The sequence below is a fragment of the Acetobacter aceti NBRC 14818 genome (genome assembly GCF_000193495.2).
In the GTDB taxonomy this organism is placed as follows: Bacteria; Pseudomonadota; Alphaproteobacteria; order Acetobacterales; family Acetobacteraceae; genus Acetobacter; species Acetobacter aceti.
In genome coordinates this window covers 1,237,789-1,261,577 of record NZ_AP023410.1, presented here as the reverse complement: position 1 = coordinate 1,261,577, position 23,789 = coordinate 1,237,789, and the positions used below count along the sequence as shown (strand labels likewise).

At 52.1% G+C, this 23,789-nt stretch carries 24 protein-coding genes; 19 read left to right on the top strand and 5 right to left on the bottom strand.

Annotated features, from left to right (window positions below; all coding sequences use genetic code 11):
• Positions 1–194: 194 nt before the first annotated feature.
• The 3 genes from proS to EMQ_RS05675 are packed head-to-tail and all read left to right on the top strand — an operon-like array spanning position 195 to position 3,449.
• Entirely contained in the window at positions 195–1,523 is a 1,329-nt protein-coding gene (gene proS, locus EMQ_RS05685; protein ID WP_010667317.1) for a proline--tRNA ligase, read from the top strand.
• Positions 1,523–2,776, top strand: coding sequence for a lipoprotein-releasing ABC transporter permease subunit (locus tag EMQ_RS05680; RefSeq protein WP_010667318.1), 1,254 nt, complete (start codon positions 1,523–1,525; stop codon positions 2,774–2,776). Before proS ends, EMQ_RS05680 begins: the two co-directional genes overlap by 1 nt.
• A complete protein-coding gene (locus tag EMQ_RS05675) occupies positions 2,769–3,449 on the top strand; it encodes an ABC transporter ATP-binding protein (protein WP_010667319.1) in 681 nt (226 codons plus the stop codon). Before EMQ_RS05680 ends, EMQ_RS05675 begins: the two co-directional genes overlap by 8 nt.
• A 91-nt stretch (positions 3,450–3,540) precedes the next feature.
• On the opposite strand, the gene fliP is transcribed toward EMQ_RS05675, so the two are convergent.
• Together fliP and EMQ_RS05665 are read right to left on the bottom strand one after the other, a co-directional pair.
• On the bottom strand, positions 3,541–4,335 hold the full coding sequence (gene fliP, locus EMQ_RS05670) for a flagellar type III secretion system pore protein FliP (RefSeq protein WP_018308330.1): 795 nt from the start codon (positions 4,333–4,335) through the stop codon (positions 3,541–3,543).
• Positions 4,332–4,613 (bottom strand): flagellar biosynthetic protein FliO, encoded by a 282-nt coding sequence (locus EMQ_RS05665; RefSeq protein ID WP_231367985.1) that lies wholly within the window; start codon positions 4,611–4,613, stop codon positions 4,332–4,334. Before EMQ_RS05665 ends, fliP begins: the two co-directional genes overlap by 4 nt.
• A 207-nt stretch (positions 4,614–4,820) precedes the next feature.
• On the opposite strand from EMQ_RS05665, the gene EMQ_RS05660 reads away from it, so the two are divergent.
• The 12 genes from EMQ_RS05660 to EMQ_RS05605 all read left to right on the top strand — a co-directional run bounded on the left by EMQ_RS05660 (position 4,821) and on the right by EMQ_RS05605 (position 16,547).
• A complete protein-coding gene (locus EMQ_RS05660; protein WP_010668847.1) occupies positions 4,821–5,216 on the top strand; it encodes a flagellar basal body rod protein FlgB in 396 nt (131 codons plus the stop codon).
• Positions 5,217–5,269: 53 nt separating this feature from the next.
• Positions 5,270–5,638 carry a flagellar basal body rod protein FlgC gene (flgC, locus tag EMQ_RS05655; RefSeq protein WP_018308331.1) on the top strand — a complete coding sequence of 123 codons (369 nt, stop codon included), beginning with the start codon at positions 5,270–5,272 and terminating at the stop codon, positions 5,636–5,638.
• Complete coding sequence (locus tag EMQ_RS05650; protein WP_010668845.1) at positions 5,635–5,976, top strand: flagellar hook-basal body complex protein FliE; 342 nt, start codon at positions 5,635–5,637, stop codon at positions 5,974–5,976. The genes flgC and EMQ_RS05650 overlap by 4 nt, the downstream gene beginning before the upstream one ends.
• Before the next feature lie 22 nt (positions 5,977–5,998).
• Positions 5,999–6,271, top strand: coding sequence for a flagellar biosynthetic protein FliQ (locus EMQ_RS05645; protein WP_010668844.1), 273 nt, complete (start codon positions 5,999–6,001; stop codon positions 6,269–6,271).
• Positions 6,268–7,071 carry a flagellar biosynthetic protein FliR gene (locus EMQ_RS05640; protein ID WP_010668843.1) on the top strand — a complete coding sequence of 268 codons (804 nt, stop codon included), beginning with the start codon at positions 6,268–6,270 and terminating at the stop codon, positions 7,069–7,071. Before EMQ_RS05645 ends, EMQ_RS05640 begins: the two co-directional genes overlap by 4 nt.
• Positions 7,072–7,105: 34 nt before the next feature.
• On the top strand, positions 7,106–8,191 hold the full coding sequence (locus EMQ_RS05635; RefSeq protein ID WP_018308332.1) for an EscU/YscU/HrcU family type III secretion system export apparatus switch protein: 1,086 nt from the start codon (positions 7,106–7,108) through the stop codon (positions 8,189–8,191).
• Between the two features lie 108 nt (positions 8,192–8,299).
• Positions 8,300–9,532 carry a TIGR03862 family flavoprotein gene (locus tag EMQ_RS05630; protein ID WP_010668823.1) on the top strand — a complete coding sequence of 411 codons (1,233 nt, stop codon included), beginning with the start codon at positions 8,300–8,302 and terminating at the stop codon, positions 9,530–9,532.
• Between the two features lie 28 nt (positions 9,533–9,560).
• The gene (locus EMQ_RS05625; protein ID WP_010668824.1) at positions 9,561–11,033 is read left to right on the top strand and encodes an ATP-binding protein; all 1,473 of its coding nucleotides are present in this window, start codon (positions 9,561–9,563) and stop codon (positions 11,031–11,033) included.
• Between the two features lie 179 nt (positions 11,034–11,212).
• Positions 11,213–12,385, top strand: a complete 1,173-nt coding sequence (locus EMQ_RS05620) for an HlyD family secretion protein (RefSeq protein WP_010668825.1) — start codon at positions 11,213–11,215, stop codon at positions 12,383–12,385.
• Positions 12,382–13,965: a DHA2 family efflux MFS transporter permease subunit gene (locus EMQ_RS05615; RefSeq protein WP_010668826.1), complete on the top strand. Its 1,584-nt coding sequence runs from the start codon at positions 12,382–12,384 to the stop codon at positions 13,963–13,965. The genes EMQ_RS05620 and EMQ_RS05615 overlap by 4 nt, the downstream gene beginning before the upstream one ends.
• 67 nt (positions 13,966–14,032) lie before the next feature.
• Positions 14,033–14,791, top strand: coding sequence for a JAB domain-containing protein (locus EMQ_RS05610; protein WP_018308333.1), 759 nt, complete (start codon positions 14,033–14,035; stop codon positions 14,789–14,791).
• Between the two features lie 670 nt (positions 14,792–15,461).
• Positions 15,462–16,547 (top strand): beta-1,6-N-acetylglucosaminyltransferase, encoded by a 1,086-nt coding sequence (locus EMQ_RS05605; protein WP_081617507.1) that lies wholly within the window; start codon positions 15,462–15,464, stop codon positions 16,545–16,547.
• Between the two features lie 215 nt (positions 16,548–16,762).
• Here EMQ_RS05605 and EMQ_RS05600 read toward each other — a convergent pair whose 3' ends face one another.
• Both EMQ_RS05600 and EMQ_RS05595 read right to left on the bottom strand, forming a co-directional pair.
• Positions 16,763–17,731, bottom strand: a complete 969-nt coding sequence (locus EMQ_RS05600; RefSeq protein ID WP_018308335.1) for a glycosyltransferase family 2 protein — start codon at positions 17,729–17,731, stop codon at positions 16,763–16,765.
• On the bottom strand, positions 17,728–19,998 hold the full coding sequence (locus EMQ_RS05595; RefSeq protein ID WP_010667783.1) for a GumK N-terminal domain-containing glycosyltransferase: 2,271 nt from the start codon (positions 19,996–19,998) through the stop codon (positions 17,728–17,730). Before EMQ_RS05595 ends, EMQ_RS05600 begins: the two co-directional genes overlap by 4 nt.
• 277 nt (positions 19,999–20,275) lie before the next feature.
• Between EMQ_RS05595 and EMQ_RS05590 the strand changes: the two genes are divergently transcribed.
• The 4 genes from EMQ_RS05590 (at position 20,276) to EMQ_RS05575 (ending at position 22,916) form a co-directional block, all read left to right on the top strand.
• The gene (locus EMQ_RS05590; protein ID WP_010666452.1) at positions 20,276–21,277 is read left to right on the top strand and encodes a glycoside hydrolase family 5 protein; all 1,002 of its coding nucleotides are present in this window, start codon (positions 20,276–20,278) and stop codon (positions 21,275–21,277) included.
• Positions 21,278–21,406: 129 nt separating this feature from the next.
• A complete protein-coding gene (locus EMQ_RS05585) occupies positions 21,407–21,892 on the top strand; it encodes an Hsp20 family protein (RefSeq protein WP_010666451.1) in 486 nt (161 codons plus the stop codon).
• A gap of 36 nt (positions 21,893–21,928) precedes the next feature.
• A complete protein-coding gene (locus EMQ_RS05580; protein ID WP_010666450.1) occupies positions 21,929–22,177 on the top strand; it encodes a hypothetical protein in 249 nt (82 codons plus the stop codon).
• Between the two features lie 370 nt (positions 22,178–22,547).
• Positions 22,548–22,916: a hypothetical protein gene (locus EMQ_RS05575; RefSeq protein ID WP_231367986.1), complete on the top strand. Its 369-nt coding sequence runs from the start codon at positions 22,548–22,550 to the stop codon at positions 22,914–22,916.
• Between the two features lie 179 nt (positions 22,917–23,095).
• Here EMQ_RS05575 and EMQ_RS05570 read toward each other — a convergent pair whose 3' ends face one another.
• Positions 23,096–23,722 (bottom strand): hypothetical protein, encoded by a 627-nt coding sequence (locus EMQ_RS05570; protein WP_048874185.1) that lies wholly within the window; start codon positions 23,720–23,722, stop codon positions 23,096–23,098.
• Positions 23,723–23,789: the final 67 nt, after the last annotated feature.

Sequence of the window (23,789 nt, the reverse complement as noted above, 5' to 3'; positions counted from 1 at the left end):
AGGAAGAAGCTCGGTTCTGTAGAAGGCCGGATGGGTGGGGCAAACCTCACCCATCCGGCCTTTTCTGCGTGTGAGGCGCATGAAACCGACGTTTTGACCGGGGAGGGGCTTGCATCCCGCGCCGGTGTGAGTGATCACGCAAGGGAACGACCGCTTCCGGTCAACAGTCTGTCCCGCAGGAACGAAAGCCCACCATGCGCCTGTCTCGCAGTTTTCTGCCTACCCTCAAGGAAACCCCGGCCGACGCCCAGATTGCGTCGCACCGGCTTATGCTCCGCGCCGGTCTCGTCCGGCAGACGGCTTCGGGTATTTACACCTGGCTTCCGGCTGGCCTGAAGGTTCTGCGGAACATCGCAAACATCGTGCGCGAGGAGCAGGATCGTGTTGGCGCGCAGGAAGTGCTGATGGCGACCATCCAGTCCGCTGAACTGTGGAAGCGCTCCGGTCGTTATGACGCTTACGGCCCCGAGATGCTGCGGATCAAGGATCGCCACGAGCGCGAACTGCTCTATGGACCGACCAACGAGGAAGTCATCACCGACGTCGTCGGGCAGGAGTTGAAATCCTACAAGGAACTCCCCCAGATCCTTTATCAGATCCAGTGGAAATTCCGTGACGAGATCCGTCCGCGTTTCGGTGTGATGCGTGGTCGTGAGTTCTACATGAAGGACGGTTACGGTTTCGATATCGACTACAAGAGTGCTGTCGATACCTACCGCAAGATGATGCTGTCCTACCTCCGGACGTTCCAGCGTCTCGGCGTTCGCGCTGTGCCGATGGTGGCCGACACCGGTCCGATTGGCGGCGACCTGAGCCACGAGTTTCTGATTCTCGCACCGACCGGCGAGAGTGGCGTGTTCTATGACGGCGCGCTCGACACGCTCGACTGGCTCGCCGATCCGGTGGACGTGGACAAGTCGGAAGATCTTGAGAAATTCTTCAAGAACGTCTCCTCCTACTACGCTGCCACAGACGAAAAGCACGATGAGAAGGCATGGGAGTCCGTGCCTGCCGAGCGTCGTCGTGAAGGGCGCGGCATCGAGGTTGCTCACATCTTCTATTTCGGCACGAAATACACCAAGTCGATGGATATCACCGTCGCCGGTCCGGATGGCACGCCTGTCCATCCGGAAATGGGGTCCTACGGTATTGGCGTGTCGCGTCTGGTCGGCGCGATCATCGAGGCCAGCCATGACGATGCCGGTGTCATCTGGCCGGACAATGTCGCGCCGTTCAAGGCTGCGATCCTGAACCTGAAGGTTGGTGACGAGACCTGCGATACGCTGTGCGAGGCGCTTTACAACAAGGCTCCTGAGCAATTCCTCTACGACGACCGTTCCGACCGCGCTGGTGCCAAGTTCGCCGATGCTGACCTGATGGGGCATCCGTGGCAGATCATCGTTGGTCCGCGTGGAGCGAAGGAAGGTAAGGTCGAACTGAAGCGTCGCGCCACGGGTGAGCGTTTCGAACTGACCGTCGATGAAGCTCTGGTGAAAGTCCTCGATAAAGCCAGCGGCGCCTGATGTTCGGCTCCTTCGAGCGCGCCGTTGCGGGGCGGTATCTGCGGGCGAGAAAGGGCGAGCGCTTTGTCTCGGTGATCGCCATCTTCTCGCTGGTGGGCATCTCACTTGGCGTTGCGACCCTCATCATCGTCATGGCGGTGATGAACGGGTTCCGCTCCGACCTGATGGGACGCATCCTCGGGCTGAATGGCGATCTTTCGCTCTACAGCGCCAGCGTCACGCGCTCGATCACGGATTATGATTCCATCGCGGGCGAGGTCCGGAAGGTTCCGGGTGTCGTCAGCGCCACGCCGCTGCTGGAGGGGCAGGTGCTCCTCAGTGTCGGCAACTACAGTTCCGGCGGTGTTGTGCATGGCATGACGAAGCAGGGGCTGATGGACCTGAAGGAAGTCAGTTCTTCGATCATTGCTGGTTCGCTCGATAATTTTCAGGGCGATGACGCGATTGCCGTCGGTGTCACGCTGGCGGATCGGGCAGGTCTGATGATCGGTTCAAAGATCACGCTGGTCTCACCCAACGGGGCTGCCACTGCGTTCGGCACGGTGCCGCGTGTGCGGGCCTACAAGGTCGTGGCGATCTTCGATGCGGGCGTGAACGATTATAATGCGGGCTATGTTTTCCTCCCGCTTGAAGCGGCACAGGTCTATTTCCAGCAGCCGCATGCTGTGACCCAGATTCAGGTTATGACGACCGATGCTGAAAACGTGCAGCCAATCACGCGAGCCATTACGCAGACCCTCGATGATCCGCGTATCCGCGTGCTCGACTGGACGAAGAGCAACAACGCATTCTTCGGTGCGGTGCAGGTCGAGCAGAATGTCATGTTCCTGATCCTGACGCTGATTATTCTGGTAGCGGCTTTCAACGTGATTTCGTCCCTCATCATGATGGTGAAGGACAAGACCGCCGATATCGCGGTCCTGCGTACGCTCGGCGCGACACGCGGTGCGATCATGCGGATCTTCCTGATGTGCGGCGCGTCCGTGGGCGTGACCGGTACGGTGCTTGGAACCGTTCTGGGTGTGCTCTTCTGCGAAAACATTGAGCGTATTCGTCAGTTGTTGCAGAAAATCACTGGCACCAACCTGTTCAATCCGGAGGTCTACTACCTTGAACACCTTCCGGCGAAGCTGGTGTGGGGACAGGTGATCGAGATCATCATCATGGCGCTGGGTCTATCTTTGCTGGCGACGCTCTATCCATCATGGCGGGCAGCAAAGACCGATCCGGTGGAGGCACTGCGTCATGGGTGAGACCGTTCTGGCTCTACGTGACATCACGCGTTCCTATGTCAGCGGCGACGAGACATTGCATGTCCTGCGCGGCGTGAATTTTGAACTGCGAGCCGGTGAGACGGTGGCGCTGGTTGCACCATCCGGCACAGGCAAGTCCACGCTGCTGCATATAGCGGGACTGCTCGATCATCCGGATGGTGGCGTGATCGAAGTCGCGGGGCGTGACGCTGGACGTCTGCCGGACAAGGATCGAACCGCCATCCGCTGTTCGGAAATCGGTTTTGTCTACCAGTTCCATCACTTGCTGGCCGAATTTACAGCACGTGAAAATGTTGCCTTGCCGCAGATGATTGCGGGGACATCTCCGTCGGTTTCACGACGTCGGGCGGAGGAACTTCTGGGAGTGTTCGGACTCGGTCACCGCTTGAATCATCTGCCAGGCAAGCTGTCCGGTGGTGAACAGCAGCGTGTTGCCATTGCGCGCGCGCTGGCCAACGCACCATCGGTTTTGCTGGCGGATGAACCGACCGGAAACCTCGATGTTTCCACAGCCGATATTGTGTTCGATGAGTTGCTGCGTGTGGTGCGTGGGTCTGCCGTCGGCGCGCTGATTGCTACCCATAATGAAGAACTCGCTGCGCGTATGGACCGGGTCGTGACTTTGCGGGATGGGATTCTGGTTGAAGGATAACGGGCGGGGTTATCCTTCGTATTTCTGAGAACTGAGTATGTTGCAGAGTTATCCGCAACATGCAGCGTCTTGGTGAAAACCGGTCAGCTCATCACCCACCGAAACTTCTTACAAGACTGCCGGCAGTGAGTTGCCAGCCATCAACCATCACGAAGAAGATGAGTTTGAACGGGAGTGAAATGGTCGTTGGTGGCAGCATCATCATGCCCAGACTCATGAGAACGGTAGAGACGACCAGATCAATCACGAGAAAAGGCAGATAGAGAAGAAACCCCATTTCAAAGCCTCTGCGCAGTTCTCCCACCATGAAGGCAGGCATCAGGATGCGCCATGGTGTGTCGGCAGCGGTTTTTGGTGGCTCCACGTGAGCGAGACCGGAGAATGTAGCCAGATCGGTGGAGCGGGTGTTGTGCAGCATGAAGGTCCGGAAGGGTTCAGCCGTCGCCTTGATGCCATCCATTTCACTGATGGTTCCGTTGACGAGAGGTGAAATGCCGTCGTTCCATGACTGCTCGAACACGGGCTGCATGACAAAAAAAGTGAGAAAAAGTGCCAGCCCGATCAAAACCGTATTGGGCGGTGTACCCTGCGCTCCTATTGCGCCTCGCAGGAGCGACAGGACAATGATGATTCGCGTGAAGGCAGTCACCATCACCAGCAGACTGGGAGCCAGAGAGATGACGGTGATCAGGGCGGAAAGCTGAACGAGACGCCCAGTTGTGCCGGGTCCGGCTTTCTGGCCCAGATCAAGGCTGATGGCCTGAGCATGGGCGGCACTGGGCCAGAACGCCAGAAGCAGGCCACTCAGCAGAGCAACGCCAGCAAGAGAAAGAAACGCCAGAAGGGTATTGCTACGGGTAAGCGAGCGGCGGTGAACTCCGATCATGCTTCGTTCTCTTCCATGCTGGCCAATGGGTAGGTTCCGCTGACAACGAGGTCATTGGGGCCGCCTGTCAGAAGGAGAAAACGTTGCCCTTCCCATGTGACCACGCTCAGCCGTCTTCTGGTGTCCAGAACCAGAGAGGCTTCCATGGAGAGAGTCCCCGAACTGCGACGGTTTCCACTAAAGCGTGCTGCAATCTTCCAGCCATTTCGGCTGAGCAGAATCATGGCGAGCACGGCAATGAGAGCCAGTGTGACCGAGAGCGTGTCGTAGAATCCCATACAGATAATGTTCCGTCGTCCAGGTTCCGGAGATGTCAGATTTGGAACCTGAAGATGAATCATTCCTTTACAGAAGATTATTTTCTTTCTGTGTAAACGAATGGTCCATTTGGGCGTCGTATTAACGATATTGCAGTTTTTCTGTTCGATAAGTGCAGGAGTTTCCGGTGCTGTAACGTCCCACTCACATGATACAGGAATTTGTGCATGTTTGATGCTTCACGTCCCGCTGCGGGTGGGGTGGATCTCTTTGGTCTCGCTCAGAGACGTCTGGACTGGCTGGATAATCGCGAGCAGATTCTTGCTTCCAATATCGCGAATGCAGACACGCCGGAATACGTCGCAAAAGACATGGCGCCTTTTGAAAGTATGCTATCGCAGTTTGGTGGTGAGCTTGCCACGACTTCAGAGCGTCATATTGCTGGCAAAAGAAACGTAAACCAGAAATCGAACGAAGCTTCCAGCACGCAGTCGCTTGATGGAAATCGTGTCTCTCTTGAGACCCAGATGCAGCTTGTTGCTGAAACATCGGACCAGCAGAGGCTCGCGACCAATGTCTATTCAAGTTATCGGAGCATGCTCAATTCCGTTCTGGGTAAATAAGGAGGGATTGGAGAGTGGATATTAATTCGACATTATCTATCTCTGCTGCAGGAATGGAGGCGCAGTCAGAAAGATTGCGTGTGGTGGCAGAGAATATTGCCAACAAGGACACTGTCGGTTCCACGCCGGGAGCAGACCCTTACCGCAGAAAAACCATTTCATTTGAAAATGTGCTCGATAACAATACCGGGGTTTCAAAGGTAAAAGTCAAAAAGGTCGGGCACGATATGTCCGATTTTGAAATGCGCTATGACCCGACAAATCCGGCGGCTGATACAAGGGGCTATGTCAAAATGCCCAATGTTAACACCATGGTTGAGGTTGTTGACTCGCATGAAGCCCAGAGATCTTACGAAGCAAATCTGAATACGTTTCAGACAACACGCACAATGGTCACTCGAACAATAGATCTTCTGAAATGATAATATCTTCGACTACAAGTAATTCTGCTGCCGCTGCAGCTTACGCCAAGACCCAGTCATCCCTGGAAACAGGACTACCGGCAGACGATGCTGATGGTCTTGTATCCGGCGCGTCGGGTGGACAGAATTTTGGCGATGTTCTGGAAACGGCAATAGAAGGGGCTGTTTCCAGCAACAAGGAAGCTGAATTGAAAGCCGCTTCGGGGCTGACGGGACACGGCAACCTGACCGATATTGTCACCTCGGTATCGCAGGCTCAAATGGTACTGCAAACCGCCTCTGTTGTGCGTGATAAAGTTATTCAGTCCTATCAGGATATCATGCGTATGACGATTTAAATATTTAACAGGATTTTATTAAATGAATTCAGTTGATGTAGCCTCCGTATTACGAGAAACACTTTTTGTCGCTGTAAAAGTTGGTGCTCCTGCCTTATTGGCCTCCATGGCTGCGGGACTGCTTGTGTCTATTTTTCAGGCAGTAACGCAGATCAATGAATCAACATTGGCATTCCTGCCGAAATTTCTTGCATCAATGGCGGCATTGCTGGTGGGAGGGCCTTTTATGTATGGAACTCTCGTTACTTACACACGACATGTTTTTGATCAGTTGATTGTTGCAGGGGCGTCTTGAACCCTGATCTGGATCAGTTTATTGCGACCCTGCCTACGCAGGCCGTGATTTTTATTGCCATTCTTGCGCGGGTGGCTGCGATGTTTGTCGCTTTTCCGGCATTCATGTTTCAGTCCACACCGATGACAGTCAGAGCCGCAATGGCGATCGGAGTCAGTCTTCTTCTGTTTCCGCTTGTGCAGCCGCAATTTGCTTCCGCTATCTCTGATGACGTTATGGTGCCGGCGCGGCTTCTCGCGTTGCTTTGTTCCGATTTCCTCAGTGGGGCTTTGATCGGATGGCTCGCGCAACTGATGATGCTGTCTTTTCCGATCTCCATTCAGATCATGTCAACATTCATTGGTATATCGAACGTATTGCAGCCAGATCCGGAATTGGGTGCCCAAAGCACGCCGCTCAGTCATCTGGCCCAGTTGTCGATCACACTGATTGTTTTTTCTTCCAGTCTCTATATTTTTCCATTGAATGCGCTCGTGGGGAGTTATCAGGTCTTTCCACCCGGACATTTTCCATTTCTTGGCGATGCAGCAAACTCTGTCGCGAAAGCAACAGAGTATTCCTTTTTTCTGGCTTTCCAGTTGGCGATGCCCGTTGTTCTCATCGGCACAATCTGGCCGATCATGCTGGGTCTTCTGAGTCGTTTCTCACCGGGCCTACAGGTTTACAATCTTGCAATGCCCGCGCAGCTCCTGGGAGGCATATTTCTGCTGGCTTTGCTGCTCAAGAGCATGTTGTCTGTCTGGACGCATGCAGCATCTGCCGGTCTGGTCCTGTTGCCTGGATATGGGCTAGTTCATTGAATACAGAAATTTTTTCTTGTCGGATTTAACGTAAATGGCAGAATCCGGGAATGGCGATAATACAGAAGCCCCAACGGGCAGAAGACTAGAGAAAGCCCGCGAACAGGGTAATATTGCCCAGTCGAGAGAGCTGCATATTTTCTCTGGTTTGGGATTGGCAACCATCGCTCTGGTGATGATTGTGCCTGCCAGCGCAAACAGTTTTATCTCTCAGATGGCTGGTCTCTGTGATCATGTCGAGGAAATCCATCTCAATCCTGCAACTGTGGCCTTTCTTCTCGAAATGAGCTGCAAAATGCTGATGATGCTGGCCTTTCCAGTCATCGTTGCGGCTGTGGCGGGTGGAATTGCAACAGCCGCAATGCAGTCCGGTTTTCTGTTTCGTCCCGAAGCTCTGATACCCGATATTGGAAGATTGAATCCCCTCAAGGGGATCAAGAAGATGTTCGGTGTTACAAGCCTTATCGAAGCCTTGAAATCCATTCTGAAAGTCGTGGTCTTTTCTCTTATCCTCTACGGTGTGGTGAAGGATGTTCTTGTTCTGGCTCCGAGAACAATGTTCTGGTCCGCTGAAACCTTTTCAGCTCAGATAAGCAAGATCACGCTCAGAGTCCTGATTTCTGTTCTTGTTGTTCAGGTGGCGATCATCGTTCTTGATGAAGGGTGGACACGGTACAAAAGACTTCAGGATCTGAAGATGAGCCGACAGGACATCAAGGATGAGATGAAGGATTCTGAAGGCGATCCTCATGTCAAAGGACGTCAGAAACAGTTGCGTATGCAGCGCAACCGGAAACTGATCAGAAAAGCGGTCCAGTCAGCCACAGTAGTTGTTACGAACCCGACCCATTACGCTGTCGCCTTGTCCTACGAAGTCGGCACGAGTGGCGCGCCAAAGATCGTGGCGAAAGGCGCTGATGAACTGGCAGGACGGATCAGGGAGTTTGCTTATGAAGCGAAAGTGCCGGTTGTTTCAAATCCGCCTCTGGCTCGTTCCTTGTATAAGCTTCCGGAAGATACCGAAATTCCATACGAATATTTTCAGGCAGTCGCAGCTATCATTGCGTATGTGTGGCGTCTGAAACAGCCAGCCGGAACACAACGCACGCCGGTGACGTAAGAGCGTTCCCATCAACCTGCATTGGTCTGAGCATCCTGCCTCTATCCTTGTTCGAAGATTTGCGGATAGGAAGCCTCAAGACGCTGACGAGCAGGGGAGCCCATCACCATGACAGAGCAAAGCAGACCACAGGTGCTGGTGATCGGTGGTGGTCCAGCCGGATTGGCAGCTGCGGAAACCCTGACGAAGGGCCGTTGTGAAGTGACTGTCGTGGACCACATGGCAAGCTTCGGCCGTAAATTACTGATGGCTGGCCGGAGTGGCCTCAATCTGACGAATGCGGAACAGGAAAGCATTTTTTTGAAACGGTATGGCGCGGCGGAGGATTGGCTGACGCCCGCTCTGTCTGCTTTCTCTCCCGCCATGATGACAGCGTGGGCGGAGGAGTTGGGGCAGCCTTGCTTCACGGGTAGTTCCGGTCGCGTGTTTCCAAAAACGATGAAAGCCTCGCCGTTGTTGCGCGCCTGGCTGAACAGACTGGCTGACCGTGGCGTGCATTTTCGAGCTGGAATGCGGTGGCAGGGCTGGAACAGCAACGGCGACATCGTTCTGATGTCCCGTGATGGTAAAGAGGAAATTCTGACGCCGGACGCCACAGTGCTGGCTTTGGGCGGTGGCAGCTGGACACGACTGGGTTCCGATGGAGGCTGGGTATCGCTCCTGTCTGCTGCTGGCGTTGCCGTCGCAGCACTACGCCCGGCTAACTGCGGCTTTCATGTCGAATGGTCGGAAGGATTCAAGGAAAGATTTTCCGGCGTTCCTCTGAAACGGATAGCCCTGTCCTTCGCCGGTGAAACATGCCGGGGAGAAGCTGTGATCACTGATAAAGGGCTTGAAGGCGGCGCGGTTTACACCTTGTCGGCACGCCTACGTGATGCTCTGGAGCGTGATGGCAAGGCTGAGGTTCAGCTCGACCTGCGACCCGATTTCGATGTGGCTCAGATGACGGATAGGCTGAAACGGTCACGCGCACGCGAAAGTCTCTCCAATCGCCTGCGCAAAGCCTTGCAACTGCCCTCTGTCGCCGTTGGTCTTTTGCGTGAAATGGGAGAAATTCCGACAGACCCTGAACGACTGGCGCAGCGTCTGAAAGCCATTCCAATAAAGCTGACGGCAACAGAGCCTCTGGAGCGGGCTATTTCATCTGCGGGCGGCATCTGTCGGGACGGCGTGGACCAGCGGTTCATGCTGAAAGCGCTGCCGGGCGTTTTTGCCTGTGGAGAAATGCTCGATTGGGAAGCGCCCACGGGGGGCTATCTGTTGCAGGCAGTCATGGCGACGGGACGGGCAGCGGGGCAGGGCGTTCTGGCGTGGCTTGCCGAGCGGGAAGCGGTTGCCTGAACAGGAGTCGGGACTGTATCGGGGCGGCATGACCAGCACCATCGAATTGGGCGAGATTGTCGGCGGCGGTCCGGCAATGATGAATCTCGCTGAACTGCTTGCAACCCGCCTGCTTGTGCAGGGCAATTCGGGCTCTGGAAAATCGCATCTGCTGCGGCGTCTGCTGGAGCAGACAGGCAATCTCGTGCAACAGGCGATCATTGATCCGGAAGGCGATTTCGTCAGTCTGGCCGAGGCGTACAGCCATCTCGTGATCGATGCGGCAGAGCATACGGAAATGGCGTTACAGGCGGCGGGAGAGCGGATGCGGGTGCATCGGGCTTCCGTGGTCCTCAATCTGGAAGGACTGGATGCCGATCTTCAGATGAAGCGGGCTGCGGCCTTTCTTGGCGGCATGTTCGATGTGCCCCGGTCGCACTGGTATCCCGTGCTGGTCGTGGTGGATGAGGCCCAGCTTTTCGCACCAGCGGCGGCAGGCGAGGTCTCGGACGAAGCCAGACGGGCCTCGCTGGGGGCCATGACCAATCTGATGTGCCGTGGCCGTAAACGCGGACTGGCCGGAGTGATCGCCACGCAGCGTCTGGCCAAACTCGCCAAGAACGTCGCCGCTGAAGCGTCCAATTTTCTGATGGGCCGCACGTTTCTCGACATCGATATGGCGCGCGCCGCCGATCTGCTCGGAATGGAACGGCGGCAGGCGGAAGCGTTCCGTGATCTTCAGCGTGGCACATTCGTGGCGCTCGGTCCGGCTTTGTGTCGCCGTCCAGTTACTATCCGGATCGGGAAGGTTGAAACGGAAAGCCGCTCCGCCGGTCCCGTTCTGGAGCCGTTCAGGCCGCCGACCGAACAGGTCGCGGATCTGATTCTTGCGCCGCTCCCGGAAGCCGAAGTGATGCTGCGTGCAAAGCGCCCTGTCGCTCCGCCGCCGCCGGACCTGCTGACGCAGCTTGCCACGCACGGTGCGGCTCTGGCCGAAACAGAGGCCTCAGACGAGGAGGATTGTGTCGATCCCCGTGAGCGCCGCCAGCAGATGGAAGCGGTGTTGCGGGATGTGCTGGCGGAAGACGATGGCGGGTTCCGCCCGCCCGCTTCGCTCTATCAGGACTTTCTGGTTCGGTGTCGTATCGCCGGATTCGGACGCGACGCGATGGATATGAAGAGTTTCCGGCGCGCCCTTGCGTCCGCCCGAAGTGGCATCAGTGTTGAAGCCGCCGAGTCTGCCGAGTGGCAGGAAGCGGAAGCTGTTGCTTCCACGCTGCCCGAAGACATGCAGGGCGTGTTTCTCTATCTGGCGCGCGCCGCGCTGGAACAGGCGGTTTGTCCTTCCGATACGACCATCGCCAAGGTTTATGGGACGCACTCGACCGGGCGCGCGCGCCGTATTCTGGGATGGCTGGAAGAGCAGAACGTGATCGTGCTCAGGCTGGATGGAGCGGGCCGACGTCGTGCGGCGATTATCGGTCTGGGCTGGGAAACATTGCCGGGAGACCCCGGTCTGTAAGGGCGCGACCGGTGGCATTATTTCGTTAATTTCGGTGGCTTCCGGAGCGGCGGTCTTATGCTCACGACTTGATGGGGCGGCGCTGGCATGCGATGAAACTGACCGAACCGATCGGTCAGCGCACCATCAGCAGCGGCGCTGACCATTGAAAAGCCCGGTAGCAGGCGGACGGAGACGGCATGGCCGAGGGACAGCAGACACAGGACAGCACGCAGGGCGAAAAGAAGAAGCCGGAGAAAAAGCGGAATCCGCTTATCCGCGTTATTCTTATTCTCGTGCTCCTGCTGGTCATTGTGGGTGGCGCCATTTACTGGTTCCTGCATCGCTTCGAAATCGAGACGGATGACGCTTTCACGGCTGGACGCTCCATTACAATTGCGCCGCACGTCTCCGGTTATGTGACCGAACTGCTGGTAGACGATAACCAGTTCGTCCATGCGGGAGATCTGCTGGCACGTATCGACAACCGCGACTGGCAGGCCGAACGCGACCGTGCTGTCGCCAGTGTCCAGCAGAGTCAGGCCAGCATGACCGCTCACGAGATGATGCTGGCTGTGGCGGAGAAAAACTTCCCCGGACGACTGACGGCGGCGCAGGCAGAGCTTTCTGCGGCAAAGGCGGAAGAGTTCAAGGCGCTGACCGATTATCGTCGTCAGCATTCGGTCGAGCATGCGGCGACAACGCAGCAGGATATTGATTATTCCAAAGCTGCGTTGGATCAGGCCAGAGCGCATGTGCAGCAGGCCCAGGCACAGGTTGTGATCGCGACGCCGGTCGAGCCGAATATTGGCAATGTGCGGGCGGCTGTTGCGGGAGACACAGCCGATCTGGCCAATGCAAAAGCGGCTCTGGTCAAGGCTGAGTTGAATCTGGGCTGGACAGAAATCCGTGCGCCTCATGACGGCTGGATTTCACAGCGTAATATTGAGCGCGGTAATTATGTGACGGCCGGACAGAGCCTGTTCTCGATCGTAGAGCCTGAAGTGTGGGTGATCGCGAATTACAAGGAAACACAGATCACCAACATGCGGCCGGGACAGTTGGTCGACATATCTGTCGATGCCTATCCTTCCCATAATCTGCACGGTCACATCGACTCGCTGCAGAAGGGAACGGGTGCGACCTTCAGTGCTTTTCCGCCTGAAAACGCGACCGGCAACTATGTAAAAATCGTGCAGCGTGTTCCCGTGAAGATCCGCATCGACAGCGGACTGAATCCGGATATCCCGCTGGCGCTGGGTCTTTCTGTCGTGCCGGTCGTGCATACGGACAGTGCTCCGGCGCGCAGTGCTGACGGGCATATCGTGAACCGTGATCCCGGTCATGAAGAGCTGGAGCAGGGCAACCCATGAGCGTGGCCTCCAGCGACGTCGAGAAAAAGGACGATAACTGGAAGCCTAAATATAATCCGTGGCTCGTCGCTTTCGTGGTGACCATGGCGGCGTTCATGGAGATTCTCGACACGACCATTGTGAACGTGTCCCTGCCGCATATCGCCGGCAGTCTTTCCAGTACATATGACGATGCCACCTGGACGCTGACTTCCTATCTGGTGGCCAATGGCATCGTGCTGACCATTTCCGGCTGGCTTGGAAAGCTGTTCGGCCGGAAACTCTACTTCATGGTGTGCATCGGGATGTTCACCGTGACATCCTTCCTGTGCGGTATCTCCACCAGTCTGGGTGAACTGATTCTCTTTCGTCTGTTGCAGGGGTTTTTCGGCGGTGGCCTTCAGCCCAACCAGCAGTCGATCATCCTTGATGTTTTTCCGCCAGAGAAGCGGGCAGCGGCTTTTGGACTGACGGCCATTGCCGCTGTAGTCGGGCCTGTGCTTGGCCCGACATTGGGTGGCTGGATTACTGACAATTTTTCATGGCGCTGGATTTTCTTCATCAACGTGCCGTTCGGTATCCTTACCACGATTGCCGTCGGTTTTCTGGTGGAAGATCCGCCGTGGGCAAAGAAGCGGCGTGAACCGTTCGATGTGATCGGCATCAGCCTGATTACCCTCGGTTTCGGCTGTCTTGAGGTTATGGTCGATCGCGGCGAGGATGATGACTGGTTTGGCTCGACCTTCATCTGCATCATGGCGGCGCTGGCTGCGATCGGCATCATCGGTGCTGTTATCTGGCTGCTGAAAACAAAACGTCCGGCTGTGGATCTGAATGTCTTCAGGGATCGCAACTTTGCGGTTGCGACGTTCCTGATGGGGGCAATGGGAGCCCTGCTTTATTCGTCTGCTATCGTTGTGCCGCAGTTCGCACAGCAGGTGATGGGCTATACCGCGACGCTGTCTGGACTGGTGCTGTCGCCGGGGGGTATTGCCGTGATCATCCTGATTCCCATTGTGGGTAAACTGATGACACTCATGCCGATACGTTCTGTGATCGCGCTTGGTTTTGCGTTGATGGGATGCGCCCTGCTCTGGTCAGCGCATCTCCTGCCTACCACTGATTTCAAGCATCTGGTGCTGTTTCGCATGAGCCAGACGGCCTGCCTGGCTTTTCTGTTTGTTCCGCTTTCCACCATTGCCTATGCGACCTTGCCGCGCTCCATGAATGCGGATGCTTCGGCGCTGTTTTCGATGGTGCGGAATTTTCTGGGATCGCTAAGTATTTCAGGCGCGACGTCCCTGATCATTGAACGTCGGCAGGCGCATCAGTCGGATATGGTTCACTGGATGACGCCATTCCATCAGCCCTACAACGACTATCTGGCGCGCGGACGACAGGTTGCTATCGATCATAATCACCAGCCGCAGGCGAATGCCTTTGCGACACACCACTTGTTTGCGGATTTTAGTCAGCAGGTCGCCATGCTGGCTTACAATGAAGCCTTCATGATTTTTGGAATCGTCGCTTTTTGCGTTGTTCCGTTTTGTTTTCTGCTTTCCAAATTGAAAAGCGGAGAGAAACCGACGGCTGTGCACTGATTCACATTTTTCTGCATGGGCTTCTGTCCCTGTGGGAAGGCAAGAGGGATGAACTGACTTGGCATTCATGTCGTTCAGTGACATGAATCTGTCCATGTCCGGCTCTGCTCCCAACTCTCATTCAGATGGCACCCTCCCGTTTGCGAGCACGGGGCCTTATGGCCATCGCAAGAGAATGCGAGAGCGGGTGATTGCACGCGGAGCATCGGTTCTGGCGGATTATGAGCTTCTGGAAATGATGCTGTTTTTTGGCATCCCGCGTGGTGATACGAAACCGCTGGCGAAAGCGTTGATCAATCAGTTTGGTTCTTTCGCAGAGGTTCTCTCCGCGCCGGTCGCGGCCTTGAAAGACGCTGGAATGAACAGCGACAGTATCGCCACTCTCAGACTGTCCTCACTGGCCGCCCGGCGTCTTGGAGGAGCGGAGGTGAGGGAGCGTCCTCATCTGGGAAACTGGGAGGCCCTTCTCGGATATTTCGATACAGCTCTGGAAGGAGCTGTGCCGGGACAATTGCGTGTGCTTTTTCTCGATAATAAAAATCGTCTTCTGGCAGATGAGGCGGTCTGCGGAACGTCCAGTCAGGGTAGAGAGACGCAACGGGAAGCTGCTGATATTCTTAGGCGTGCTTTGGAGGTACATGCAACAGCGTTGATTTTGATCCGCCTTTGCACAGAGACTGCGATGCCGGAAAAAGTCATCGGACTGGACGAACCTCTGGCACGTGAACTGATGAGAGCAGGTGGGTTTCTGGCTATCACACTGCATGATGTGTTTGCACTGCATGGTGGGAGTTGGGCCAGCCTGAAGCAGTTGAGGCGTCTGTAAGACGTTTGTTGCTTTTATCGCAGGAGCTATAGTTAAGTTATTGAGTGGGTCGGCATAGGTGAGCCAATAAAGACTTGATGTGTTGTATGGAATTACATCGTCGTGGCTGTCTGATTCTTACTGCTACTTCCACCGTTTTGAACTGATTCTAAACTAAAGCGAAGATTAGTTCGCTGTAGTGCAGCGCACCCAGCGTAATTGGTCGTGGCATTCCCCAAACATATCTGTTCCTTAATGCCTCCTTTCACTCTCGTGAACATACCACGTCATCAAATCGAAGGACTAAACACTTATGCGCAGATCCTCTTATTGAAGAAATCGAAGTATAGAAAAATTACGCACTTTCTATTTTAAAGAAAAATATTTATATTCACGAAAAAATCGTCCTTGATATGTGAAATTGTTTATTTCTAAGAAAATTAAATATTTAGATAGCGTGTTTAAATTTATAAATATATATATGTTATGAGAATTATGTATAAATATTTATATATAATTAAATTCATATATTCTAACTAAAAAATAATTATTTAATTAAAATATATAATTCTCGTTGTTCCGTCTAAAAATAATGTATTTCAAAGAAATGATTCGTTATGTAATGATAATTCGTTCTCTTGGTGGTGAGATGTAGAAAACGTAAATAATTAATTATATCCTGGCAAAGAATATGCAAAAAAAATACGAAGCAAGCACGAAGTCTAAAAAAACGCACGTAAAATATAATAGATTTTATGATCTGCTTGAAATTAAACCCACCTATGTATACAAAAAATATAGCAAAAAAACAAAATATTTAAAAAACAATAATATAAATAATAAAAAATTAAAAATATCATATATGATCATAGCTCACGAGATTGATGTGCAGTTGAGATTACTGCTTGAGTCTCTTTTGTTGGATGTTAGATCTATTATTTATGTTCATATTGATGCGAAAATAAAGTTTGATAAAAATGGCTTATTATTTAAAAATGAAAGAGTTGTGTTTATAAAAAATAGAGTGAGAGTGAATTGGGGTGGATTTTCCATGGTGAATGCTATGAAAAATCTAATTCGTGAAGCACTAAAGGATATTGAGAGTGATCGTTTTGTTCTTATAAGTGGATCGTGTTTCCCAATAAAATTTCCTGTTAAAATAAATGATGAGTTGTTACGAAATAATGGAAATTTATTTTCTGTATGGGGTGAAATTAACCCAGAGAATTTATCATCAGAAGGATTTGGCCGCTATTCTGTAACAAAATTTCAACCATGTGATGTAGAAATTCTTAATCCAAAAAAAAGCATTATTCATTCCAGAATATGGAATTTCTATAAAAAATTTTCTGGTAAAATTCCTTTGGAGCGAAAAGTTTCGTTATCAGATCTTTGGAGAGGATCTCAATTTTTTGCAGCAAATAGGGAAGTAGCAGAATGGTTTGTAAAATCCCATCCTGATTTAGATCATATTTTGAAATGGAGCCTGGCTCCTGATGAAATTTACTTTAATACTTTATATATCCGATATTTACGTCGATCTGGAGAGAATTTTAGGAGAATACTCCCCAGTGCGACAGAGCAGAGAACGCATTATATTAAAAAGACTGTTCCTACAGAGCGTACATTGAGGCAAAAACTGTTTGAGTCTATTGATCTGAGGAAATTGAATAAAATCGATTTGCCAGAAGTCCTTGCTTCATCATGTTTTTTTGCTCGAAAATGTAATTCAGAAATTTCGAAGGAAATAGAGCGTTTATGGCGTAAAGAAATTTAAATATTTCATGGTTGGAGAGTATTATGCACTTGGCAGTGAGTAAGTTAGTTGCGTTTTTGATCAACTGAACCTGTCAGCAAATGACGTTTGTCAACGTCAAAAAATGTCTTTGTGTAGTTGCTTTCAATCTCTTCTTAAATCATGAGAGATGGGCGCGATACGGAGCACTCAAACCCAGGAGCTTTTTGAAACCTTCAGCCTTTTTGATAAATAATTTACATCTTGATATTATGTATAATCCTTTTTTGAAGAGCGCGTAGAATAGAGTAGAATGCTTGCCGCACAAACACCGGTCGTTTTATTGAGCGGCTGACTAAGCCTTTAATATCCCCTTTGCGGATAGCGATAGAAAAAAAATAGGCGTCATCCAGTCGCATTAAACCACTGGCACGCTCTTTAAGTAAATCGACCAGTTCAGGGTGCCCCGCGATCCCACCCTGATGAGCAAGAACAAGCGCAGAATTCGCAAGTGCGCCATACGCTATGCTGGTACGAGACAGGTCTGATAGTTTCTTACTGATACCGCCGGAGCGCTGTGTGTAAAGGTAAAGCGGCTGATCAATCAGTATAAATCGGGCTCCTTTCAAAAGGAGGCTGATAATGAAAGAAAAATCTTCTCCGTGCCGTATATCGGTGGGATAGCGTAGTCCGGTTTCAGAAAGGAATTTACGTCGGAAGACAGGCTTCAATAGTCCCCAGTCCATAGATTTTCCGTCCACCACATTGTGGCTCAGAAAGTCTTTCAGTGTGATGGATTTCCCATTGAATCCTTGTGTAGCTCTGGCTGACACTGTCACGCATCCTGCGCCTGAGTCGTAATAAAGAAGATCATCAGCGAGAAGATCGGCCGATGAACGCTCGATCATCGCAGCAAACTGCTCCAGACGGTCTGGAGCGAAAGCGTCATCGGCATCAAGAACAGCAACCCAGTCGCCTGTTGCGTTATCGAAACCAAGATTGCGGGCTGTAGAAGGACCGCCATTCTGGGGTGTTTGCAGGAGGCGTATACGAGGATCTTCTTTCGCCAGTTCAGCAACCTTGTTGTAGGTGCCGTCTGTAGAGCAGTCGTCGATTACCAGGATGTCCTGTGGCGACAATGTCTGCTGCTGAACAGAGCGAATAGCCCGATCCAGAAAAGCTTCTGCATTATAAACGGGGACGATAACAGAGAATGTGACGGTCATTGTGCGCAGGCCCAGTCATATGCGGCCTCGAGGCGCGCCGTGCAGGTTCGGATATCGTGCTTTTCTTCAATGTAAGCACGGGCATTTTTTCCAAAGCGGGTCGCCATCGCATCATCGGTCAGCAGAGTGATCAGATGGCGGGTGAGAGCCTCCGTATCTTTCTCCTGAAAAGCAAAGCCAGTTTCACCGTCCACCATACCTTCGGTGGCTCCGCCATTGGCGGAAGTGACAACGGGTATGCCGCTGGCCTGTGCCTCCAGAAGAACAAGTCCAAGCCCTTCAGCGTCACCATTCGATGCCGTGATGCTGGGCAGACAGAAAACACGTGTTGTTTTCATGAGCGACTGAACAGTTTCACGGCTGACGGCACCCATAAAGGTCACTGCACCGATCGAAGATGCCTGTTGTTCCAGTGCGGTTCTCTGTGCTCCGTCTCCGGCAAGAATCAGTCGTGCATCAGGCACTGCATGGCGGACGTGGCGGAAAGCTTCCAGAAGGATGGTGGCGCCCTTCTTCTCTACAAGCCGGCCGACAAACAGAATAATGGGCTCTCGTTTTCCCGCTGGAGGGTCGGAAGGCTGAAAACGCTCGATATTGATGCCGATGTGACAGACAGAAATACGGTTGGCAGGAACGCCAACGCGAATGGCCGCCTCACGGATCGGCCCTGACACAGCGATGAAACTGACGTTCGGACGTTTCACCAGTTTGGCCAGTTTGCGAGGATAATCCTTCCAGCGACGTCCTCCTTGCCCAGATGCAAACCAGTTCATGTGTGTGGTGATGTCCGATCCATGAAGTGTCACCACCAATGGAACACCAAGCCGCTGGGCAATAGGCCATGCCTCGACGCCGTCAAAACCGAAATGGGCATGGATGAGGCTGGGATGAACCTGTCGGGCAATGCGCATGATCCCCGGAGCAGGGAGATCAAGCCGACGGGCTATCGCTCCACACGCTTTTTGCAGGAAAGTCGCAGCCCCCTTGTAGACGGATTTGACGGGCAATCCTTCCAGCGGCAGCTTGTCGACTTCGCGTTCGCCAATCAGAACAGGCTTCCAGCGATGGAGCCAAAGAGCCTGATCGCGCACGAATGTTTCTGAAAGCGGCAGGATTTCGGTGCGGTAAATGGCGACGGTCTGACCGTTGGTCACATTCACAATGCGATGTTCGGGAAACCGCTCTGGCGCAAGCAGCCGGTCGACGACTTCGCCCCATGTCGGGATGTCGAGAGTGATCGTGTCCGTACAGGTAAGAGCGCCGCGAATGGCGGTAAGGATCGAAGTTTTGTTGCCGGGCACATAGCCAAACCGACTCTTGTCTCCACCTGCAGCAAATTCAGGACAGACTGCCGGTTTTCCAAAAAAGGCGAACTGTTTGAGCTTGAGAGAGGTATCGAACAGATAGCGGGGCGTGTTCGCATCTTTGTAAGGTGCGACACCAAATGCACAGTTCTGTATATAGCCCAGTGTTTCTTCAAACGGCATTTCATCGTGGACGATGATATTGGGCCGCGAGTCGAGTGCTTCGGCTGCCCGTCCTGCTCCGATGATGTGAAAATCCAGGTCGGGGAATTCCGGTGCGGCCAGATTGAAGAAGCTGGCGTCGAACAGCATGGAGCCAACTGAGACGCAGGCCAGACGTCCTTTGAATGGAGATGGACGGGGGCGTTCCATGAGGTCGCGATCTACGCCCTGAGGCGCGAAGATTGCGTTCCGGCTGTGTGGCATTCCCTCCAGCAGAAGACGGGAAGGCAGCCTGACAAGGTCGATCTTGTCAAAATTGCGAGAAAATTCTTTTCGGATCGTTTGAGCTGCTCCGACGACGGAAAGGTCATCGGAAGCCAGATAAACAAGTCTGGCCTTAGGGTTCAGGCGCTTTACATCAGCAATATAGACGGCCGCCATGCCGGACTCGATGAACACGACGTCCGCCTGTTGTATCCATTGCTTCAGGATGGAGGGCATGCGCCAGCGATAGAAGCGGAACATGGCGGATTCCAGCGGGCCCATCCCGGGTTTCATGATTCTGAACGGATGCCAGAAACCACGCTGGAGGTAGCACTCAACACCATTCTCGACTTCGACGCGGTTGGCGCGTGGTGCGAGATCCGTGCGGGTGTCACCGCGATGTTCGGAAAGGCGGCTGAGTCCGGTGGAATAGAATCTCACCTGACCACGTTTAGCCAGTTCGGTTGCGATGAAATGCACGCTGGCCTTGCGGCGCGAACGGAAGTCATGCACAGAAAGAACAAGGAAGCTGGTCATGGTGGAACGTGTTTCCTCCGTTTACAGGAATAACGCAACAGGCGTTTTCGCCGCAGACCAATCATTGCCATTCTGACCTGCATAATCAACAGGTTGAGAGTGAATAAATCAATTGTTGTGTGTGTGTCATGTAGGATGCAATCAGCACTGGAAGGATATTTTTTTAAGTCCACAAGTGGATATTTATTGGTCTCATGAAGATATTTACCAATATGATGGGAGGTTTCCGGTTCTGCATAATCGTTGGGAGATGCTTTTGTTAGGCCGGAGAAAATAAATGAACCTGACCCGTTTCCTGTCATGCTTCGTTTTGGGCGCTTCATGCCTCGTAGCTGATAAAGTCAGCGCTGCACCGATAGCGGGTATTAACCTGTCCGCAGCTGCATTTGCGAGCGGCAAAGTACCCGGACGTGATGGCTGGGATTACATGTTTCCCCGACAGGGAGAGGTGGATTACTTTACTGCGGCGGGAATGAAGCTGATCCGTCTTCCTGTGCTTTGGGAACGCCTTCAGCCCCAGCCATTATCCGGTCTTGATCCCCGCTATCTCGCTCACATTCAGAGTGTGGTGGCGATGGCAAAAGCCGGCAAGGCAAATGTCATCATCGATCTGCATAATTACGGTTCATATCATGGCCAGCTTATTGGATCGGACGCGGTCAAGGTTGATGACTTTGTTGATGTCTGGGTGAAGCTGGCTCGCGTTTTTGCCAACGATCCTCATGTTCTCTTTGGTATTATGAATGAACCAAAACTGCCGTCCGCTGGGGACTGGGCAGCCATCCAGCAGAAAGTCATCAACGCCATCAGGGCTACAGGTGCCAAAAATCTGATTACAGTGTCTGGTGTGCAGTGGGATGGCGCACATAATTTTCCACAGGTGAACGGAGATGCTTTGGCGACCCTGACTGACCCGCGTCACGGTCTGATTTTTGAGGCGCATCAGTATTTCGATCGTGACAGTTCAGGAACTTCGGCGGAATGCGTGCCGGAGAATCAGGTGGAAGGTCGGCTGAGGCCTTTCACGGACTGGTTGAAAGCACACAAGGCGAAGGGGCTGCTTGGTGAGTTCGGGGTCAGCGACAATGCCGGGTGTCTGGCCGATCTTCGTGTTGCCTTGAACTTCATCAATCAGACGTCAGATGTCTGGTATGGCTGGACATACTGGGCTGGCGGACCGATGTGGGGGAATTATATGTACTCAGTGCAACCAGGTAGGGATGGGGTTGAAAAACCCCAGATGGCGGTGCTGAAACAGTTTACAGCGCGACCTCATTGAGGAAGTGATTTATTCCTCTCCTTAAGCGGCCCCTTGCAAGCCAGGATAGAAACTCCATATCCCTATAGGGAGACAGGTTGCCCAAGAGGGACCGGTCCGAGAGTGTCTCGCTCACTGGAGGAGGCTGAAATGTCTGGAAGAGTGTTTGGATCGCCGATGTTTCTCGGCTTTGATCATCTTGAGACCATGCTTGAGCGTGCGTCCAAGTCGTCAGGGGATGGATATCCCCCTTACAATATTGAACAACTGAGTTCGTCTGCGTTGCGGATTACTCTCGCGGTAGCGGGGTTCACGATGGAAGATCTCCAGATCACGCAGGAGGACAATCAACTCGTTATCCGAGGGCGGCAGTCGGAGGATCTGCAGGGACGTATTTTCCTGCATCGTGGTATTGCAGCCCGTCAGTTTCAGAAGTCTTTCGTTCTGGCGGAAGGAATAGATATAGGCGGTGCATGGCTCGATAATGGTCTGTTGCACATTGATCTGTTCCGGCCTGAACCTGAAGTGCGCGTAAGGCGTATTGATATTACCAAAGGCAGGGTGACGAAGCCGGTTGCCAATGATGGTTCCATTCCGGCGGCCCCGAGAACCGTTCGCACCATAGGGGATGAGTGATTTCCCCATATAGTCTGGCTCAGAAAAGGGGGAGATATGCAGAATAAAACATCAGGCGCTACTCCGGCCGTCCAGGAACTGGTTGATATCCGCAACATGACGGACGCGCAGTTTCTGAGTCTGGGGCTTCCTCGTCTGGTCTATGTACGGCGGGATTCCCAGTTAGGGCAGGAAATGTTCGCAATCTATGCGGCTAACGGAGAGTTGATGGGAACGACTGAAGATAGCGAAATGGTTCGTTCTGCTATTGATGAGCACGCCTTGGTGGCAACTTTATTGCATTGACTTGTGTTGACTGGGTCGGAAGATTAGGCGTTAAGGCTCAGAGAAAACAGGGGAACCGATACGTCCCCTGTTTTATAATGTTGGCTGTCGGTATTTGATCTTCTCGCGGCTTCTTTCTAAATTTGTAAAGCCGGAGTTGAAATCAGATCAAACCTGGATGAGTAATTGGCTTTCACTTTCCGGGCAAAGCCTGAACACCTCATGCTTAATCTGCTATGGTTATTTCTTCGGGCTATAGACCGGAGCAGTGGATTGGTAGAGTGTGGTCGTGTCAGGAGGGTTATAATATCGGTTGAATTTTGTCTGCAAATGCTCAGATAAAGCTATATTTTGGTATGAACCTAATATTGAAGCTGGAAGGGTTTCCACAATGAAGAGGCTTATATTTCTATTTTCTATTTGTTCATTGGTTGTGGGTTCAAATATAGCTCTAGCACAGGAGGAAGATGGTGATTATGGTGAGTTGATTCGAAAAGTAACCACAAAGACAACATGTCTGGATTACCTGAATGAAGAACATGACAATTATTCAGGCGATAAAATGGCAGAATCCCGTGCGCCGGACGAAGTGACAAAAGGACTTTCCAAATCCATTCGGGATGAATGTCAGAAAGCGCCGAAGGAAAGTCTTAAAAATGCTGTTTCCAAGGTAAAAAAAACTTACACCAGTAAATTGTCAGAGATAATGGAGAAGGTTCAGGATGATAAAAACGCCCTGCACAAAGAGGGCGGAGTATAGATGCTCCCAGAAACGTTTTTGAATGGTAATTTTTGGGATCTATATACCTGTATGACCTAAAATCTAAAATCAACGCGTAATACTCTGATTTATAAAGATTAACCGATGTTATCATCGCGTTGGTCATTTTCCTCTGTCATGCGGAGTTTTGTATATTGCGCGCGCTCAGATACGGCCAATTAGCTTGGTGCGGGGACGGATCTCGGATCATCAGATGCGTAGATTTTCTTCTTCCAGAGTACATATATGCGATGGAAAAAGATTTTATAAGCATCCATTTTTGAATAAATTTCATTCTCTATTTCATTTGTTCTAATGCCATATTCGTAAATATTCAGATAGACAAGAAGGCTGACAGAATTGTTGTAATTCTTGGAAGTTTTCTTCTTGATTGCCACATCAAGGGCGCGAGGAACAGCGCCGGCTCGTTCGATCCAATTTTCTACGGGATCTTCGGTAAGCTCCTTATTCTCTTCTCTTTCTCGATATTCGTCACCGCGTCGTCGTCCAGGAATAACTGCTTCCACGCATTCTATCGGCTCAACGCTGTGATGATCACACGCTTCAAAATCAGGCCACTCGTGACTTTCGTTTACAAGACGCACTTTTGCAATATTGCGAATTTCCCCAAACTCAGCCGCAAGCCAAGCCTCGTGAAGAAATGTTAGTCCGGCTTGATTAAAGAAATCTACTGACCCGATATGCTGAATGATAGGATCAATGTAGGAAGTCACTTCCTCTGGAGTATGCCAGTTCGATAGCCAATAACGATGCCGTTTTATATCATTTTTCTTTAGTCTTGCCATTCCACATCCTTTATTGATCTCACCTAAATAGATAAATTAAGAACTAAAGTTTACATATCTAATAAAT

Bases quoted from the DNA above. Each gene is read 5' to 3' on its own strand.
- EMQ_RS05600 (WP_018308335.1), bottom strand. From the start codon at position 17,731: ATGACCGTCACATTCTCTGTTATCGTCCCCGTTTATAATGCAGAAGCT.
- EMQ_RS05590 (WP_010666452.1), top strand. From the start codon at position 20,276: ATGAACCTGACCCGTTTCCTGTCATGCTTCGTTTTGGGCGCTTCATGC.
- EMQ_RS05635 (WP_018308332.1), top strand. From the start codon at position 7,106: ATGGCAGAATCCGGGAATGGCGATAATACAGAAGCCCCAACGGGCAGA.
- EMQ_RS05575 (WP_231367986.1), top strand. From the start codon at position 22,548: ATGAAGAGGCTTATATTTCTATTTTCTATTTGTTCATTGGTTGTGGGT.
- EMQ_RS05620 (WP_010668825.1), top strand. From the start codon at position 11,213: ATGGCCGAGGGACAGCAGACACAGGACAGCACGCAGGGCGAAAAGAAG.
- EMQ_RS05595 (WP_010667783.1), bottom strand. From the start codon at position 19,998: ATGACCAGCTTCCTTGTTCTTTCTGTGCATGACTTCCGTTCGCGCCGC.
- EMQ_RS05665 (WP_231367985.1), bottom strand. From the start codon at position 4,613: ATGGGATTCTACGACACGCTCTCGGTCACACTGGCTCTCATTGCCGTG.
- EMQ_RS05610 (WP_018308333.1), top strand. From the start codon at position 14,033: ATGTCGTTCAGTGACATGAATCTGTCCATGTCCGGCTCTGCTCCCAAC.
- EMQ_RS05645 (WP_010668844.1), top strand. From the start codon at position 5,999: ATGAATTCAGTTGATGTAGCCTCCGTATTACGAGAAACACTTTTTGTC.
- EMQ_RS05605 (WP_081617507.1), top strand. From the start codon at position 15,462: ATGCAAAAAAAATACGAAGCAAGCACGAAGTCTAAAAAAACGCACGTA.
- proS (WP_010667317.1), top strand. From the start codon at position 195: ATGCGCCTGTCTCGCAGTTTTCTGCCTACCCTCAAGGAAACCCCGGCC.
- EMQ_RS05660 (WP_010668847.1), top strand. From the start codon at position 4,821: ATGTTTGATGCTTCACGTCCCGCTGCGGGTGGGGTGGATCTCTTTGGT.
- EMQ_RS05615 (WP_010668826.1), top strand. From the start codon at position 12,382: ATGAGCGTGGCCTCCAGCGACGTCGAGAAAAAGGACGATAACTGGAAG.
- EMQ_RS05675 (WP_010667319.1), top strand. From the start codon at position 2,769: ATGGGTGAGACCGTTCTGGCTCTACGTGACATCACGCGTTCCTATGTC.
- fliP (WP_018308330.1), bottom strand. From the start codon at position 4,335: ATGATCGGAGTTCACCGCCGCTCGCTTACCCGTAGCAATACCCTTCTG.
- EMQ_RS05680 (WP_010667318.1), top strand. From the start codon at position 1,523: ATGTTCGGCTCCTTCGAGCGCGCCGTTGCGGGGCGGTATCTGCGGGCG.
- EMQ_RS05630 (WP_010668823.1), top strand. From the start codon at position 8,300: ATGACAGAGCAAAGCAGACCACAGGTGCTGGTGATCGGTGGTGGTCCA.
- EMQ_RS05585 (WP_010666451.1), top strand. From the start codon at position 21,407: ATGTCTGGAAGAGTGTTTGGATCGCCGATGTTTCTCGGCTTTGATCAT.
- EMQ_RS05625 (WP_010668824.1), top strand. From the start codon at position 9,561: ATGACCAGCACCATCGAATTGGGCGAGATTGTCGGCGGCGGTCCGGCA.
- EMQ_RS05570 (WP_048874185.1), bottom strand. From the start codon at position 23,722: ATGGCAAGACTAAAGAAAAATGATATAAAACGGCATCGTTATTGGCTA.
- EMQ_RS05580 (WP_010666450.1), top strand. From the start codon at position 21,929: ATGCAGAATAAAACATCAGGCGCTACTCCGGCCGTCCAGGAACTGGTT.
- EMQ_RS05650 (WP_010668845.1), top strand. From the start codon at position 5,635: ATGATAATATCTTCGACTACAAGTAATTCTGCTGCCGCTGCAGCTTAC.
- flgC (WP_018308331.1), top strand. From the start codon at position 5,270: ATGGAGGCGCAGTCAGAAAGATTGCGTGTGGTGGCAGAGAATATTGCC.